The 14,936-nt window shown below is 69.5% G+C and carries 14 protein-coding genes and 2 pseudogenes; 8 read left to right on the top strand and 8 right to left on the bottom strand.

Annotated elements, in window-relative coordinates:
- The first annotated feature begins 133 nt into the window (after nt 1–133).
- Together ACH4F2_RS29140 and ACH4F2_RS29145 are read left to right on the top strand one after the other, a co-directional pair.
- Nucleotides 134–1,168 (top strand): NlpC/P60 family protein, encoded by a 1,035-nt coding sequence (locus ACH4F2_RS29140; RefSeq protein ID WP_398135729.1) that lies wholly within the window; start codon nt 134–136, stop codon nt 1,166–1,168.
- A gap of 32 nt (nt 1,169–1,200) precedes the next feature.
- Nucleotides 1,201–1,549, top strand: a pseudogene (locus ACH4F2_RS29145) (Tn3 family transposase); the annotation flags it as partial.
- Here ACH4F2_RS29145 and ACH4F2_RS29150 read toward each other — a convergent pair.
- The 4 genes from ACH4F2_RS29150 to ACH4F2_RS29165 form a co-directional block, all read right to left on the bottom strand.
- Nucleotides 1,459–1,854 carry a hypothetical protein gene (locus tag ACH4F2_RS29150; RefSeq protein WP_398135747.1) on the bottom strand — a complete coding sequence of 132 codons (396 nt, stop codon included), beginning with the start codon at nt 1,852–1,854 and terminating at the stop codon, nt 1,459–1,461. The pseudogene ACH4F2_RS29145 and the gene ACH4F2_RS29150 overlap by 91 nt on opposite strands.
- Before the next feature lie 52 nt (nt 1,855–1,906).
- Nucleotides 1,907–2,905 (bottom strand): zinc-dependent alcohol dehydrogenase family protein, encoded by a 999-nt coding sequence (locus ACH4F2_RS29155; RefSeq protein WP_398135730.1) that lies wholly within the window; start codon nt 2,903–2,905, stop codon nt 1,907–1,909.
- A gap of 138 nt (nt 2,906–3,043) precedes the next feature.
- The gene (locus tag ACH4F2_RS29160) at nt 3,044–3,322 is read right to left on the bottom strand and encodes an ArsR/SmtB family transcription factor (protein ID WP_398135745.1); all 279 of its coding nucleotides are present in this window, start codon (nt 3,320–3,322) and stop codon (nt 3,044–3,046) included.
- A 681-nt stretch (nt 3,323–4,003) separates the two neighbouring features.
- Nucleotides 4,004–4,573 (bottom strand): hypothetical protein, encoded by a 570-nt coding sequence (locus ACH4F2_RS29165; RefSeq protein ID WP_398135731.1) that lies wholly within the window; start codon nt 4,571–4,573, stop codon nt 4,004–4,006.
- Between the two features lie 31 nt (nt 4,574–4,604).
- On the opposite strand from ACH4F2_RS29165, the pseudogene ACH4F2_RS29170 reads away from it, so the two are divergent.
- A pseudogene (locus tag ACH4F2_RS29170) lies at nt 4,605–4,942 on the top strand (transposase); the annotation flags it as partial.
- Nucleotides 4,943–5,284: 342 nt separating this feature from the next.
- Here ACH4F2_RS29170 and ACH4F2_RS29175 read toward each other — a convergent pair.
- Nucleotides 5,285–5,680: an SRPBCC domain-containing protein gene (locus ACH4F2_RS29175; RefSeq protein WP_398135732.1), complete on the bottom strand. Its 396-nt coding sequence runs from the start codon at nt 5,678–5,680 to the stop codon at nt 5,285–5,287.
- Nucleotides 5,681–5,685: 5 nt separating this feature from the next.
- Nucleotides 5,686–6,288: a CGNR zinc finger domain-containing protein gene (locus ACH4F2_RS29180; RefSeq protein ID WP_398135733.1), complete on the bottom strand. Its 603-nt coding sequence runs from the start codon at nt 6,286–6,288 to the stop codon at nt 5,686–5,688.
- A gap of 21 nt (nt 6,289–6,309) precedes the next feature.
- Between ACH4F2_RS29180 and ACH4F2_RS29185 the strand changes: the two genes are divergently transcribed.
- A complete protein-coding gene (locus ACH4F2_RS29185) occupies nt 6,310–6,762 on the top strand; it encodes a VOC family protein (RefSeq protein WP_398135734.1) in 453 nt (150 codons plus the stop codon).
- Here the strand turns inward: ACH4F2_RS29185 and ACH4F2_RS29190 are convergent.
- Both ACH4F2_RS29190 and ACH4F2_RS29195 read right to left on the bottom strand, forming a co-directional pair.
- The gene (locus tag ACH4F2_RS29190) at nt 6,722–7,471 is read right to left on the bottom strand and encodes a Tn3 family transposase (protein ID WP_398135735.1); all 750 of its coding nucleotides are present in this window, start codon (nt 7,469–7,471) and stop codon (nt 6,722–6,724) included. The two genes, ACH4F2_RS29185 and ACH4F2_RS29190, sit on opposite strands and share 41 nt — an antisense overlap.
- An 11-nt stretch (nt 7,472–7,482) precedes the next feature.
- A complete protein-coding gene (locus tag ACH4F2_RS29195; RefSeq protein WP_398135736.1) occupies nt 7,483–7,776 on the bottom strand; it encodes a hypothetical protein in 294 nt (97 codons plus the stop codon).
- 1,550 nt (nt 7,777–9,326) lie between these two features.
- Between ACH4F2_RS29195 and ACH4F2_RS29200 the strand changes: the two genes are divergently transcribed.
- From ACH4F2_RS29200 to ACH4F2_RS29215, 4 genes are all read left to right on the top strand, one after another.
- Nucleotides 9,327–10,817: a winged helix-turn-helix domain-containing protein gene (locus tag ACH4F2_RS29200; protein WP_398135737.1), complete on the top strand. Its 1,491-nt coding sequence runs from the start codon at nt 9,327–9,329 to the stop codon at nt 10,815–10,817.
- Between the two features lie 403 nt (nt 10,818–11,220).
- Nucleotides 11,221–12,306, top strand: coding sequence for a Kelch repeat-containing protein (locus ACH4F2_RS29205; RefSeq protein WP_398135738.1), 1,086 nt, complete (start codon nt 11,221–11,223; stop codon nt 12,304–12,306).
- 230 nt (nt 12,307–12,536) lie between these two features.
- Nucleotides 12,537–13,610 carry a hypothetical protein gene (locus ACH4F2_RS29210; protein ID WP_398135739.1) on the top strand — a complete coding sequence of 358 codons (1,074 nt, stop codon included), beginning with the start codon at nt 12,537–12,539 and terminating at the stop codon, nt 13,608–13,610.
- A 9-nt stretch (nt 13,611–13,619) separates the two neighbouring features.
- On the top strand, nt 13,620–14,672 hold the full coding sequence (locus ACH4F2_RS29215; RefSeq protein ID WP_398135746.1) for a FomB family phosphonate monophosphate kinase: 1,053 nt from the start codon (nt 13,620–13,622) through the stop codon (nt 14,670–14,672).
- Nucleotides 14,673–14,936 lie beyond the last annotated feature (264 nt).

The raw sequence follows: 14,936 nt of genomic DNA on the forward strand, positions 1-14,936 counted from the left end.
CCCTCACCGGGGTGCTGCACAGGCCGGGCCGGCCGGGACTGTCCCGGACGCCCGGAGAGCTAGCGGGACACCGACACGGCGAATCAGCCTCCTTACCGGGCCGCGAAACCGCGGTCCCGCGAAGGAGGTTGTGATGGCACAGCAGACCCTGGCCCCGCTCCCGCGGCAGGCCCCTGGGAAGCGGCGGGCAGCGCAGAAGGGGGCCCGGCCGGCACCGGCCTCGCACCGCAAGCCGCGCACTGTCGGCGCGGGCGAGAGGAAAACCCGCGGCACCGTGTGGGGCGTGGCGGGGCTGTTCGTGGCGTTCGTGCTGTCGCTGCTGGCGGGCGTGCTGCTGGCCGTGTACAGCCCGTCGGCACCGTCGTCGGCGGACGGCGGGCCGTCGGTCACGCTCCAGCCGGAAGAACCGGCCACGCCCGAGCCCGCGCCGGTGACGCCGGTGGAGCCCACGGTGCCGGCCGAGCCCGTCGAGGAGATCCCGGCGGACGCCAAGCCCAGGCACAGGAAGGTTGTTCTGCGATCCGGTGACACGCTGTGGGAGCTGGCCCGCACGCACGGCACGAGTGTGAAGGTGCTGCAGCGGCTCAACGACCTGGGCTCGTCGACGCTGATCTACGCGGGGAAGACGCTGGACGTTCCCGCCGGGCCGGCCATGGCCGACTCCGTGCGGCAGTCGAAGGCGACGCAGCCGTCGGCGACCGCACCCGCGCCGGACGGGCCGTCCACCGCGAAGCCCACCGTGAAGCCCGAACCCACCGCCGGCGCGAAGCCCACGGACAAGCCCGCCAAACCGGGGAAGCCTGGGAAGCCGGGGAAGCCGGCGCCGAGCACCGTCCTCGCCTACGCCCGGGGCCAGCTGGGCAAGCCCTACGTCTGGGGCGGCACCGGCCCGCGCGGCTTCGACTGCTCTGGCCTGGTGATGCGGGCCTGGGAGGCGGCCGGGATGAAGCTGCCGCGCACCACCTACCAACAGATCCACGCCGGCAGTGCCACCACCCGGGAGCGCCTGGTGCCCGGCGACCTCGTCCTGTCCCACGGCGGCGGCCATGTCGCGCTGTACATCGGCAACGGACAGGTCATACACGCCCCCACGACCGGCAGCACGGTCACGACCGCCCGCCTGCCAGACCCCGGCAACGTCGTTGCCTACCGCCACATAAGCGCGTGAACAACCCGGAAAGGCGGCGCAGGTGACGTCTCCAGAGCTGCAACATCGGGCTGGCCCCGGTCATCGACCCGAACAACAAGGCGCTGATCCGCTCGCGGCTTTCGCACATCGACCAGAATCACGTGCGCGCCGACACCATCGCCGCGGCGAACGCCGCGCTGATCGGCGCGCAATCCGCGATCGAGCTGGCCCAGAGGTGGGGCGGCGGTCTGCTCGCTTCTCCCCGACGGCCTGCGCTTCGTCGTCCCCGTCAGAAGCGTCAACACCGGGCCTTCACCCAAGTACTACGGCTACAAATGCGGCGTGACCTGGCTCAACGCCGTCAACGACCAGGTCGCGGGGATCGGCGCGATGGTCGTGCGCGACACCCCGCGCGACACGACGACATGGTGTCCGCGGCCGCCGGAGAGGTGCCCAGCCACTGGGACGACTTCCCGCGTCTCTTCCTTGCGTGCGGTGCGCGCGACGGCCTGGAAGCGGTAGGAGTCGGTGCTGGTCTGGATGAGGAGCCGAAGATCCGCAGCAGGGGATACGGCGAGATCGACCCGCGAGTGGACTACGGGCCGTTCCAGGAGGGCGTCCGCGGCCAGGTAGACCTCGCCCGGATCGAACGCAGTAGGAGGGCCCGGCAGGCCGCTCAGACCATGATCAATCTGAACGACACTTTCTGTACCGCAACTACTCACACCCGGTCACCCTGGCCGGCGTCCACGACGCTCACACTGCCCGCTGAGGACATCAGTTGCCGGAAACGGTGACGACGATCTTGCCGACCTGTCCGCCGGCTTCCAGGTACCGGTGTGCCTCGGCGATGTCCTCCAGCGGGAACGTCTTGTCGATGGTGGGGGTCAGCTCGCCCTTGGCGAGACCGTCGGCCACGAAGGCGACCGCTTCGGCGCGTCGCCGGTCGTCGGTGGTGATCTCGAAGAGTTCGAACCCGCGGATGGTGAGGTGCTTGAAGAGGACCTCACCGACGTTGAGCGGGGTGGGGGTGCGGTCGAGGACGCCGTAGAGGACGAGGTGGGCCTCGTGGGCGGCGGCGGTGACGAGGTCGGCCAGGGCCGTGCCGCCGACGGGGTCGAAGATGACGCGGGCGCCCTGGCCGTCGGTCAGCTCCCGCACCCGGGCGGGGACGTCCTCCTCGGCGGTGGCGATGACCTCGTCCGCGCCGGCGTCCAGGAGCTGCTGGCGCTTGGCGCCGGTGCGGGTCAGGGCGACGGCGCGGGCGCCGGCCTTGTGGGCGACCTGGATGGCGGCGAGGCCGACGCTGCTGGAGGCCGCGGAGATCAGGACGGTGTCGCCGGGACGGACGCCCGCGAGGTCGACCAGGCCGCCGTAGGCGGTGATGAACTGCATCCACACCGAGGCCGCCTCCTCGAAGGAGAGCCGCTCGGGGTGGGCGACGACCGCGTGGGCGGGGGCGAGAACCGCCTCCCCGTGCACGGAATAGTCGGTCATGGTGAAGGACGGGACCACGCTGACCGCCTCACCCACGCTCAGGCCGCGCACGCCGTCACCCAGGGCCTCGACCACTCCGGCGGCCTCGTAGCCGATGCCGGAGGGGAAGACGGGATCGGTGCCGTACTGGCCGAGCCGGAACATCGACTCCGCCCGGTTCAGGCCCAGCGCCCGGGTCCGGATCAGGACTTCACCCGGCCCGGGCTCGGGCACGGGGGCCTCCTCCAGATGCAGGACTTCGGGTCCGCCGGTCTGATGGAAACGGACGACGCGGTTCATGCATGGCTCCTTGGTGCGGCTCGGTGCGCTGGGAAAGCCGGTGTCGCCCCGGCCTCCTCCTCCACCTTGCTCCAAGGTTCGATGAGTGTCAAATTTTGACCACCATCGAACTATGTACGTCGAGGCCGGCTCACCCTCTCAGTCGACGTCCGAGCCGGCCTCCGCCGCGCAGGCCGCGATCACAGCCGGGAGCAGGCCGGGGAATCGTTCCTCCATCTCGTCGGCGCGCAGCGTGTTCATCTTGGTCACGCCCACGTAGTACTGCCGGATCACCCCCGCTTCGCGCAGCACGTTGAAGTGGTGGGTGAGCGTGGAGATGGAGACCGGCGCCTCGAACGTGCCACAGCTCATGTCCTCGCCCTTGCGCACGAGCTGGGAGACCACCATCCGGCGCACCGGGTCCACCAGCGCCTCCATCACCTGCTGGAGATCCACCTGGGCAAGGTCGGGATGATCCACTGTCCGCGGGGCGGTACGAGGGCGGGCCACAGTCAACTCCTAGAGGCGATACCGACAACGCACCCATATTACGACTGTCGTCGAATTAACGGTCAGAGCTGACCCGCAACGTGCGTGCCGGGCGGAGCAGGGCAACACAGCACCGCCTCCTGCCTCGGGCCGGTGATCAGGCCCTCAATTCCATGCCGTCCTCGACGTGCCGCACGGTCACTGGGCCAGTGGTGTGTGGGTGCCGAAGGAGCGCCGGTGATACGTGAGTGGTCTCAGGGAGCCCTCGCCCGAGGCCGTGCCCGCGATCCACCGTCGCCGCCGTGCTGGGCATCGACCAGACCCCACCAGCGGCGCCGGGCGATGAGCGACGTCGACCGCGTCCACGCGCGCGTCACGAACCCGAAGGTCGACGCCGGCATCACCCCGCCGGGCGAGCCGGACGTGACCGCCGGCGGCTCCGGCCGATCCGCCTGAGCATCATCGGACGGGCACCCCCGACGGTTCCCCGCCTTCCCGCCCCGTTCTCCTTCGGCATGACGGAAGGACAGCACCCCGCAGGGAAGCGTCATGGGCACGACGAGCAGGCCGCCGCCGCGATGCGCCCGATCACCTGGTCGTCACCGGCAGAGACCACACCGCAGGGGTTGCTCACGCACCCCGCAGTTCGGCGCGGGCCCGCTGCAGTTGCTCGACGGACACGGCGCCGGAGTCCGGCAGGCCCGCCTCCGCCCACGCGGCCTGTGCACGGGGCACGGCACCGTCGGCGTCGTCGAGGAGGATCTTCTTCGCCAGGTTCACGGCGATGGCGCCGTCGCCGAGATCCATGAGGTGGGCGAGCATGCGCACGCTCTTGGTCGCGGACGCCTTCTCGTTGTACCGGAAGACCAGCACCCACCGGCCCCGCAGGCCGCGGGCCCGCTCGATGAGATCGCGGCCGCGGTCGGTCTCCTGCTGCTCGGTGCGGATGTGCTCGGTCTCCCCGGCGGGGGAGCGCAGGGTCAGCAGGCCCCGGCGGCTGGACTCCTCGATCTCGACGTTCTCCAGGAAGGCCACGAACCGCGAGGCGCTCTCCAGGCGGTCGATGTCCTGCGCCGCCTGCTGGGCGATCAGGTGCAGGTCGACGGTCAGGGCGTGCACGCGGCGACCCCAGGACGGTTCCTCACCGACCGGGCAGGGGCCGGCGGCCTGGGCGGCTGCGATGACAAGGCTGTAGTCCACGCCCCCATCATGGCCGCCGCCATGGTGGTCCCTCGCGAAGGGGGTGTCAGCCCTCGATGAGGAGATCGCCGAACTCGATGCCCTGATCGAGGCCAGGTCTCGCGAGCATCCGTACGCCGAGATGATCCGCAGCCTGCCCGGCATGGGCGCCAAGCTCGGCGCTGAGTTCATCGCCGCGACCGGCGGTGACATGGACGCCTTCGGCAGCGCAGACCGCCTGGCCGGCTTCGCCGGCCTGGCCCCCAGGCTCCGCGACTGCGGCAACCTTCGCAGACCCAGGCGCTGCCACCGGGGCCTGCTCCGGTCGATGCACTTGCGGCGATGGTCAGCATCACCACATGCCCCCCGCCTCGAAGGCGTACCAGGGGTGTGACCCAGATACGCCAGAAACCCGCCACGGGATGATCTTGGAGTCCGGTCAGCTCGGTCCCCCTCTCCGCGCTCGGTGCCGAGGGGAGTACTCCGCGGCCCGATGCCGTACCCGTCCGCGTTTCGTCCGGGGGTTCGTGATCGTGCCGCCCTCCTGCGCCGTGCTGAGTTGAGGGCTCAACGCTCCAGAGGCCGTGTGGCTCTCTGACTCCGCAAGCGTAGGAACGGAGAGGTCTGGCACGACAAGCACGCTGGGGATCGCGGACAGGTCGGGCATGCAGCCGCAGATGGTGGTCGAGGTGCTGTAGGCGCTGATCTCTGGTCGGGAATCGCGGGCCGCCGTCACTGCCGGTCGAGGGCAGCAGCGACCTGGTCCATGATGAGCTGCCAGTGTGTCCGCTGCTGTTCGCGCTCTTCGGCGCTCGCCAGGTGCTCTTGATGGAAGCGGAGCATCGTCCGGGCCCCGTCGGCGGCGGGGGTGAGGGCGACCTGGACCGTGGTGGTGCCGTGGGTGACGCGGATGCGGTCCGCCGGGCGGTAGCCGCGCACCTCACCCGCCGCGCCTGCGGCCGTCCGGTAGGGGGCGCCGCGTTCCGGGGTGAGGACCGCGCCGGGGCCGAGCCAGAGGGCGAGCCCTTCGGGGCCGCTGATGAAGTCCCAGACGATGGGCACGGGGTGGGGCAGCGTGCGGGATACGCCGATCTGCCAGCCGGCGTCCTTGGTGAGTCCTGTGGGCATGGTGGTCATCCTTCCTCGGAGTGGCGGGCGCGCAGCGCCCTGACCTTGTGGCGGTTGCCGCAGTGCTCCATGGAGCACCAGCGGCGGCGGCCGGGGCGGGAGGTGTCGACGTAGACGAGGTGGCAGTCCTCGGCGGCACAGGTGCGGATGCGGTGCGCGAAGGGACCGGTCAGCAACTCGACCGCGTCCCGGGCGACGGTGGCCGCCAGGTGCGTGCCGTCGGGGGTTCCGGCCCACTGCCGCTTCCCGGTCGGAGCGATGGCGGGAGCCAGGGCAGGGCGGGCGGCCGCCTCGTTGATGACCTCCAGGTCGCCGGGCGGGTGCGGCTCGCCGCGTGTGTGAGCGATGACCACACGGAACAGTGCGTCGCGCAGCCTTCGCATGTCGGCCACCTCGGCTTCGGAGATCTCCAGCACGGGCGCCGGTGTCAATCGCGACCGCTCCGCCCAGACGGCGAGGTCGGCGGGCTCGTGCAGGACCTCGTACCGCCGATAGGGGCCGGGGCCGCCGGTGACCAGCAGTTCCAGGCACAGCGCGCCGGGGTCGAACCGGTAGGCGACGCCGGCCTGGGAGCGCAGCGTCATCCCCTTGCTTGCGGAGGAGTCCATGTAACCAATATAACCGGTTACATGGCATTGAGTTGGAAGTTGGTCATCGACAGCACGAACGCGTCAGCCCTCGCGGACTTCTGGGCCGAGGCCCTGGAGTACGAGGTGGAAGACCCCAGCCCTCTCATCGAGCAGCTGCCGGCCGCCGGCCACATCGGCGAAGAGGCGGTCATCGAGCATCGCGGCCGCAAGACCTTCCGCGGTTACGCCGCGATCCGCCACCCCGAGGACCCGTTCGACGAGATGAATGGTGTCGGCCGCGGTCGGCGGCTGCTCTTCCAGGACGCACCCGAGGGCAAGGCGGGCAAGAACCGCCTGCACCTCGACGTCCACAGCGAGCCCGGCGGCCTCGACAAGCTGGTGGACCGCCTGGAAGGGCTGGGGGCAACCCGCGTCCGCGAGGTCGACAAGGGGCCTGCCGGGCACTGGTGGATCATGCAGGACCCGGAAGGCAACGAGTTCTGCGCGGCGTAGGCCGGGCCGCGGCCACCCTCGGCATCAGCGCTGCGCGCCCGGCAGCGCGGCTGCTGTCGGCGAAGTTCGTCACCGACGACATCGCCGGCATCCCCGACGCGTTGCCGCCCGGCTTCTCCTGATCATGCCGCCTGGCCGAAGCCGTCCGTGGCGGGCGGACCGTCGTCACGCAGCTGAAGTCGACGTCCAGGTGCGGGTCGTACGCCTCGGGCTCCAGGACAAGTTCGTGGGTGGAGTACTCACCGAAGCGGCGGATGTGCTCGGTCAGACACGGCGAGATGTGGGCGAGGTCTTCCGGGGCGATGACGTGGCCCTCTTCCTGGAGTCGGCGCACGATCTCGGCGATGTCCAGGGCATTGTGGAAGATGACCGCGTTGGTCAACAACGCGTTGAACTTCGCGGTCTTCTCCTGCTCGACGAGGTCGTTGTCGGTGATGACGCCGCCGTTGCCGAAGCCGATCCACTCCCGCACCGAGATCGCCACCCGCATCAGGTGCCGGAACTGGGACTCGATCAGGTCGAAGTCGAAGGCGATGACGTTGCGGCCGCTCTCGCCGAACAGGGCGTCGATGTGGACGTACTCGGTCTGTTTGGTGGGCCGGTAGAAAACGAGGTCCTGCCAGTTCCTGATGCGGGGCATCAGATCGAAGCCGAGCAGGTGCGCGAGCGCGAAGACGGGGAAGGACTGGCCCTGGGTGTCGGCGTGCACGGTGGTCGGCTTCAGCTCGGAGGTGTGCGCTGGTACGACTTCAACGCCAACTGGGCCAGCACATGCTCGTCGCAGTCGGTGCGAGCCGCGGCCCACTCGACCTCCTCGCGGCTCGGCGCGAAGAACAGATGCAGCTCATGCGCGGTGATCAGCCGCTTGAAGCGCCGGATACGCGGTCCTCTCGATCGACCTACTACCAGCGCAAGCGCAGCGAGGGAAAGGGACACAAGCAGTCCCTGCTCGCACTCGCCCGCCGACGCCCCAACGCCCTGTGGGCCATGATCCGTGCCGGACAGTGCTGCCAAGGTTCACCTCCCGTACGACTGCGGCTCGGACCGGGGATCCACCCTGGGCGATGGCGACCTGCAGAAACCTCGCGATCGGAGCCTCCGCCGCGCCGGCATCCGCAACCTCGCCGCCGGCCTCCGACGGACAGTCCGGGACTGAACCCGCTCCCTCACTCCTCTCGGCCTCACAAGACCAAAAAGGTCGGGGCCGACTACACCGAAGCCCTGAGCCCGTCCCCCGTGCGAGCTACGGAAAAGTGTCCACTGCCGGGTGACGATTCCGGGCTGCCGGATCCGTAGCTTCGGAGTCCGGAGACACCGTCACGACCGTGAGGGTTTGATGAAGCATCAGCGCAACCGTGTTCGGCGTGTGACCACTCCGATCGACGCAGGAGCACTGTCCGCCGGTCTCCTGGGCATCGGATCGACCGCGACCGCATCAGCGCCGGGCTCTCGTCACGCACGGGGAATCCTCCCGCAGTTGGGGGCGGCGTCCATGCACCGGGTGCTGAGCAGCAGGAGCCCCTCTTCGCACCGGGGCTGAGGCTCGGTCACACGAATTCGGGATGCCGGCGTGCCCGAAGAGGCTGTTCAGTACACACGGTCACTGCGGCAAATGGAGTGTCGGGGAACGATAGAGTGATCCGAAGCGTCTCCAAAGAAAGGAGTGGCCCCATCGACCGTCTTTGGCAAGGCGGGAGGGGCCACATGGCCGAGGGACCTTGTAGGAGAGGCCCCGTAGCCTGCCGTGCACCCTTTTTGCCGAAAGGAAGGTGCCGACGTGCTCAGAGTACTCGTACCCGTCACTCGACACACCACACCCCGCCGTGGGGTCAGCAGCCGTACCGGTTGCTCGCCCGTCGACGGGGTGTTCGTGCTGCCGGTACATGCCCCGGTCCGCCGCTCTGGTGAGGGGGCCGGAATGACGTAGTCATCGGGGCGGCACTCGTACGGGCCTTTGTGCCGCCCCGGGTCGTTGAACCACGGTGATCGCAAGTCACCCCGGTTCAGCACCCACTGCCACCGGAGGAGTTTGGAAGACCCCTCCGAAGGATTGTCCGCCCGGTAGGAGCCGGTCGGACGGTTCGGATCTCGGTTCTGTGACAGGAACCCGAAGCGCCACCAGGGGGCTTCGTTGTGCCGTGAGGCGCGAGCCCCTCGACAGGATTCATTGTGCATGGTCTTTCCGCCAACCGCCAGTTCCGGTACGCCCGTACACGCCTGACATACCACGCAGAGCAGCCATATGGCCGTGCGGACGTGGCTGACATCACGCCGTACCCCGGCACCACCGACATGAGCGCCGCGTCTTCCGGGAGGTACCTGCGCGGACGTGCCACGCCGCACGCGATTTCGGTTCTCGAACCTGTGGCAGGTGTGGAGTTTCCGGACGCGCCATTACCGGGCTGCCTCGCGACTCTCGCCTGCGAGCGCGTCGTTCCGCCTGACGGTACGCCAACAAAGGTTTCCAGCCACCCGGCGGGAGCGCTGAGGACATGCACGGGCGATCGGCATCTGTCCATGGATGATCTCGTTCTGACTTTCGTCTGGCTGGGCCGGTGAATGCTGTGGCGGCACCGGCCGCCGTGATGGTGCCCGTTCCGCGCTCGGCGGCCGGTGATACCGGCGCAGTCGCCGTGCCGCCTGTGCTGTTCGTGCCGGAGGCGTCGCAGTGGTTGTCGACGTCGTCGGGCCGGATCGCGAGCGAGGGCTACTCGTGGATGCAGGCAGTGCACTGGCTCGCCGGGTCCGGGCTGTACCAGCCGCGGCGGCACCGGTCGCACGGCCCGCGTTCCTTCGGAGCGACGACCGTGCGCATCGCCCAGCAGCTTGCGCAGTTGTCACCGTGCCGCCCAGGAATCAAGTACCTGGTACGCCGCACAGGTCTGTCCGAGCGGTCGGTGGAGTATCACCTGGCGATGATGAGGGAGGCCGGGCTGCTCGCCTACATCGTCCGGGGCACCCGAGTGCGCGGGGAGTCCGCGCAGGCCAGCGAGTTCGCGCTGATGATCCCGCCGGAGTTCGACATCGCGCTGGGGATCCGCACAGTGCTGCGCGACGAAGAGGCCCCGGAGTACACGCGCGTGATGACCGGGGTCGCGGAGGCGGGCCGGAAGCTGATCGCGAAGCTGGCGAAGAAGGCGTCGCGGAAGGTCCGCCGGCCCCGGCCGAAGACATCCCCGAAGATGCCGAGGAAGGGTGCCTGCAGGGGCGCTGGGCAGAGGGTGGTGACGGCCATTTCGGATGAGGTCCGTTGCACCCCAATGCAGGCCGGTACCTCAATTTCTTCCTCCGCCGGTGGTACTTGCTCCCCCCCTGAGAGCAAGCTCGCGAGCGGGGCCGGCAAGTCCACCCCGAAGAAGCCACGCGCCGAGGCCGACGGCCGCCGGAAGCTCAACACCGTGGGCCGCCGCTTTCAGCTGGCCCGCGAACTCACCCGGGAGCTGGATTGGCTGCGTGGCTGCTCGGTGCCCCGGATCGCCTGGGTGGCCCGGAACGTGGCCGATGCCGGATGGACCGTGACCGACGTGAAGGGCTGGCTGCACCTGCGCGGCGAGGCGGCCCGGGTTCGCCGTGGCTCCGGTTTGCTCGCCGTGCTGCTGGCCGGTGCGGAGACGGTCCTCGACACCCCCGCCAAGCGGGCCGACGCGGTCGAGCGGTGGCGCGATGCCCAGGAAGCTGCCCGCCGCCACCGCATCGAGCAGGCCCGCGCCCGCACCGAGCGGTACGAGGGCGATTGGGACGCCCCGACCAGCCGCGCGGTCCAGCGCAAGGTGAAGGCCGCGTTCGCCGACATCAGGAAGGCGGCCGGCGGCGGCCGCCGCCAGGACCAGGACCACGTCGCCGGCGACCAGGCGGCCGGGCTGGAGCCGGACGAGCAGGAGCTTGCCGAGCTGCGCGCCACCGCCGCGGGCGAGCTGATGCGGGGCGAGACGGCGCTGATTACGTCCCTGGACCCGAAGACGGCGCTGCGCGTCTACGGCGAGCGTCTGGTGCACCGCGCCCGCCAGCTCGAGAGCGGCTTCCGCAGCTCGCTGATGACCTACGGCAGCTGGTAGGAGGCCGACGTGACCGAGCAGAGCACCACCACCGAGCAGGTCGACAGCGGCGGCGCCCCGGAGTTGCCCGGCGTCGACCTCGCCCGGGCCGCTCCGCAGCAGGCCCGGCTGGCAGCGAAGGAACAACGGCAGCGGCGAGACCCGCGTCCGGCACCGGCGCCGCCCGACCGCCGTTCCTGGCCTTCAGCGCGTGGTGTCGGCAGGGACTCAGGACGTCGCCGTTCTCGGCACCCAGGACGTCGTCGGCTCCGCACCCGGACACCGACACGCCCTCCGCCGAGTGGTGGTCACTCCCACCCCCGGGATGACATCCCCTGGTTGCCCCTGCCACGCACAGAAACACTGAACGGACCGAAGCCACCGGCTTCCGACCGATCTCAGGCTCTGTGACAAGGAGTTGCTCATGCAGCGGCGGACAGTCCTCCTCCTCGGAGCGGCGTTGGCGGTGTCCCCGGCCGTCAAGGCCCACGCCCACCCGGACCACCCTGCCACCCCCGGGCAGACGCCCCCCGTGACGGAGGGGCCCTACGGCGAGGGCTGGCGGAAGCTCGCGCCGATCGCGAGCGGCCCCCGGCAGGAGCACAGCGTCGCCGCGGTCGGCGACAAGGTCTACCTCATCGGTGGCATCGTCCCCGAGGCGTCCGGCGGCATCACCACGACCGGACGGGTGGAGGTCTACGACACGCGTCGCGACACCTGGTCGGTCGCGGCACCGCTGCCCGTCGCGATGAACCACCCCAACGTGGCGGTGGTCCACGGCCGGATCTACGTCCTCGGCGGGCTGTCCGGCGGATCCGCGTGGCAGGCCCTGCGCGACAGCTTCGTCTACTCGCCGCGCGCCGGCCGATGGCGCCGGCTTCCCCCCGTGCCCGCGGGTGTCGAGCGGGGGAGCGCCGCGATGGGCGTGCACGGGACGAGGATCCTCCTCGCCGGCGGTATGCGTGTCCTCGTGCCGGGCGCGGGCGGCCTTCAGGACACGGTGGACACGGTGTCCGCGTACGACGTCGTGACCGGCCGCTGGAAGAGCCTGCCGAGCCTGCCGCAGGCCCGCGACCATGTGGGCGGAGCCGTCGTCGACGGGACGTTCTACGTCCTCGGCGGCCGGGACCGGGGGCAGGTGCACGTACGGGACACCGTCTACGCCCTCGACCCGCGTGCCCGCCGCTGGTCCGAGCGGGCACCGATGCCCACCGCCCGGGGCGGCATCGCCGCCGCGGCCGTGGGGAGGAAGATCTACACCTTCGGCGGTGAGGGCCGGCACGACGGCGACAACCCGAACACGGTCTTCGACGAGACCGAGGCGTACGACACCGTGCGCGACCGGTGGCAGCGGCTGGCGCCCATGCCGGTGCCGCGCCACGGCACGGCCGCCGTCGCCGTACGCGGCACGATCCACATCCCCGGCGGCGGCGTCCTCGCGGGCGGCGCCCCGGTGGAGGTCAACGACGCCTACCGCCCCGTCCACCGCCACGACGACATCACCCATTGAAGGTCAGTGGAAAACACTGTTGTCCGACAGCGGCCCGGTTCAGACAATTCCAGCAACAACGACTTCGGGACGGGCATCACCCCACCATGAAAACGCCAGCCATCTCCGGACTCGGGACGCAAGACGGGGACGCGGACGATCGGGGCGGCATTCAGTGTTGCCCCGGTAACGCCAGGGTGGACAATGGGCAACGCCTTGAGGCAGGGGCAGCCAACGATCACAGTTGGTTCATGACGTTGCACACCGCCGATGGCCGCAGCCGACGGCACGCTGTACGAGGGGCATTGAGCGTGGGCCAGCCCGAAAAGGCGTGTGTTGTGCCGGAATGGCTGAGCCAGGACGGGCGCAAACGGGAAATTTTCGCGAGTGACCCCTACTACCGAGACGCCTGGGACGATCTGACTGCCCTCCTCGGCACCGAATGGGACGTGGCCGAGCAGTTCCACCGAGTCGTCCCCATGGTTCTGAAGGCAGACGCCGTGGCTGTCCGGGGCGGCGCGAGGCTGCTGGCCGCGGCGCGAGCCGCAGGCTTTGTCCCCGTTGCCTGGAGCAGGTTCCGATTCAACCGCCATATCACCCGCGAACTGTGGCGATACCAGCTGAACGTCGCGACCCGCGAGCGCATTGACGTGATGGACATGATCATGCCGACAGGGGAGTCGCTGTACGTCCTTCTCCGGGACACGGCGGAGTCGGGGATGCCGGCCACCGCCAGACTGGGCGGAATGAAGGGTCCGACGCGCCCTGAGGACCGGCAGCCGCACCACCTGAGGCACATCGCGGGAGGGGCCCAGGCTTCGGTGCTCACCTACGTTCACGTCGCGGACGAACCCGCCGACGTTCTCAGGGAGCTGGGCGTCTTCTTCGATCGGCCGGAGCGGAGGCGAATCCTTGCCGCCCTCGACAGCCGTCAGGACGTCACGCCACTGGTGCTGGCGGCCCTGGCGGAAGTCGAGGCATGCACCGAGGAATCCGACCTGTTCTGGAAGCCGGCGTTGGACAGGCTGGATGCGCAACTGCCCGGCCATCCGGACAGTGCGGAACTCGCCGCGCTGATCCACCAGGTGCGATCCGGCCACAGCAAGGACTGGCAGTCGCTTCTGGCCTTCACGGACAGGTACGGGCTGCAGTGGTCGCATTGGGACCGGGCGGCGGTGGCAGCCCAACTGAGCGCGCGGCACCTGGAAGCCGAACCCGTCATTCCTGACGTGAACCCGTCCGCCTGGTCGGTCGACTCGCGTTCTCCGGCAGAGGGCCGGGCGACGGCCGCGACAGGTACCACCGGTGAAAGGCTTGGAAGGTAAAGCAGCGTGATGTCACCGATCAACCCTGCCTCGGTCGAACCGGACACACACGAAAAGGTGGATGACCCTCTCGGGCAGCACTACACCATCAGGTCGTCCCGGGTGATCGACCTGAACGTGTTCAAGGTGCGCGTCTCCAGCAACATCCCGGACTTCGCCGGGTACGCCTTCTTCAGCCGGTTCGCCGGTCCCGAGCAGACCTGCGCCTATGAACTCGTCTTCGTGGACCTGAATGAGGATCCGATCGATCCAGCGCTGATCGAGCCCGTCGCGGACCAGGGATACCGCGCCGACCGATTTCGCGGAGGGTCCTACATCACCCACCATTTCGGCCCGCCCGCCCATCTGGTGACCCGCGGCAACCGGATCCTCGTCTTCGGCCGTGAACTGGAACGCACGCTCTGGCCGTACTTCACCAAGCGTCTGCTCACCAACTTCGCCATCGACCAGGGTCTGCTCCACCTCAAAGCCGCGGCTTTTGTCCAGCCGCAGGGTGCCACCCTGCTGTTCGGCCGCCAGAAAGGAGGCAAAACCGTCTTCCTCACCCAGGCTTGTGCCGCGGGCGCACGGTTCATGAGCAACACGCATGTACTGACATGCGATGCCACCGTATACGGCGTGCCGTCCGCGATGCGCATCAGGAAAGGCCCGGGATTCGACCAGCTCATCGGTTCGGGAGAGCTGGAGAAACACCTGGAGGCAGACGAGTACCGGATCGATCCTGATATGATCTTCGGTCGCGCGTCGATCACCGAAGCCACGGTCCGCAACCTGTGCATCATCGACTACAACCCGGGCCGGCCGCCTTGCTTCGACGAGGTCGACGCGGAGTCTTTCACCTCCTTCTTGGACCTCTTCGCCTGCGCGCCCGGAACCTACGGGTTGAAAGACGACATGCTCGCACATCTGGACAACGACATCCACCGGTACAGTGCCGCCTTCTCCGCGATGAAACGGCGCATGAGCGACCTCGTCGGGGGAGCACGGCGCTTCTACATCAACGCCGACATGCTCGATCCCGCGATTCGGGACCGCACGCTGGCGCGTCTCGCGGAAAACTGAAGACCATGCCATGTCCGTCCTGAACGCAGCCCTGACGGCTGCACCCGGCCGGTGTTGTTCCCTTGGACAAGCAAAAGGCGAGGGCAGCGACCGGCCCGTCCGTACCGCAAGGCAATGACGTAGCCCGTTGAGAAGTGGGGTGGGGCCCCCCCCGGGGGGGGGGGGGGGGGGCCCCGCCCCCCGGGGGCCCCCCCCGCCCGGCCCCCCCCCCGGGGGCCGGGGGGGCGGGGGGGCGGGGCGGGGGGCCGGGGGGGGGGGGACAAA

It is taken from the genome of Streptomyces sp. NPDC017890, assembly GCF_044328675.1.
In the GTDB taxonomy this organism is placed as follows: Bacteria; Actinomycetota; Actinomycetes; order Streptomycetales; family Streptomycetaceae; genus Streptomyces.

What these genes read in the sequence shown, in the direction of transcription:
- ACH4F2_RS29215 (WP_398135746.1), top strand. Translation starts at nt 13,620, where the DNA reads ATGTCACCGATCAACCCTGCCTCGGTCGAACCGGACACACACGAAAAG.
- ACH4F2_RS29175 (WP_398135732.1), bottom strand. Translation starts at nt 5,680, where the DNA reads ATGCCCACAGGACTCACCAAGGACGCCGGCTGGCAGATCGGCGTATCC.
- ACH4F2_RS29140 (WP_398135729.1), top strand. Translation starts at nt 134, where the DNA reads ATGGCACAGCAGACCCTGGCCCCGCTCCCGCGGCAGGCCCCTGGGAAG.
- ACH4F2_RS29160 (WP_398135745.1), bottom strand. Translation starts at nt 3,322, where the DNA reads ATGGAGGCGCTGGTGGACCCGGTGCGCCGGATGGTGGTCTCCCAGCTC.
- ACH4F2_RS29155 (WP_398135730.1), bottom strand. Translation starts at nt 2,905, where the DNA reads ATGAACCGCGTCGTCCGTTTCCATCAGACCGGCGGACCCGAAGTCCTG.
- ACH4F2_RS29210 (WP_398135739.1), top strand. Translation starts at nt 12,537, where the DNA reads ATGACGTTGCACACCGCCGATGGCCGCAGCCGACGGCACGCTGTACGA.
- ACH4F2_RS29180 (WP_398135733.1), bottom strand. Translation starts at nt 6,288, where the DNA reads ATGGACTCCTCCGCAAGCAAGGGGATGACGCTGCGCTCCCAGGCCGGC.
- ACH4F2_RS29205 (WP_398135738.1), top strand. Translation starts at nt 11,221, where the DNA reads ATGCAGCGGCGGACAGTCCTCCTCCTCGGAGCGGCGTTGGCGGTGTCC.
- ACH4F2_RS29185 (WP_398135734.1), top strand. Translation starts at nt 6,310, where the DNA reads ATGGCATTGAGTTGGAAGTTGGTCATCGACAGCACGAACGCGTCAGCC.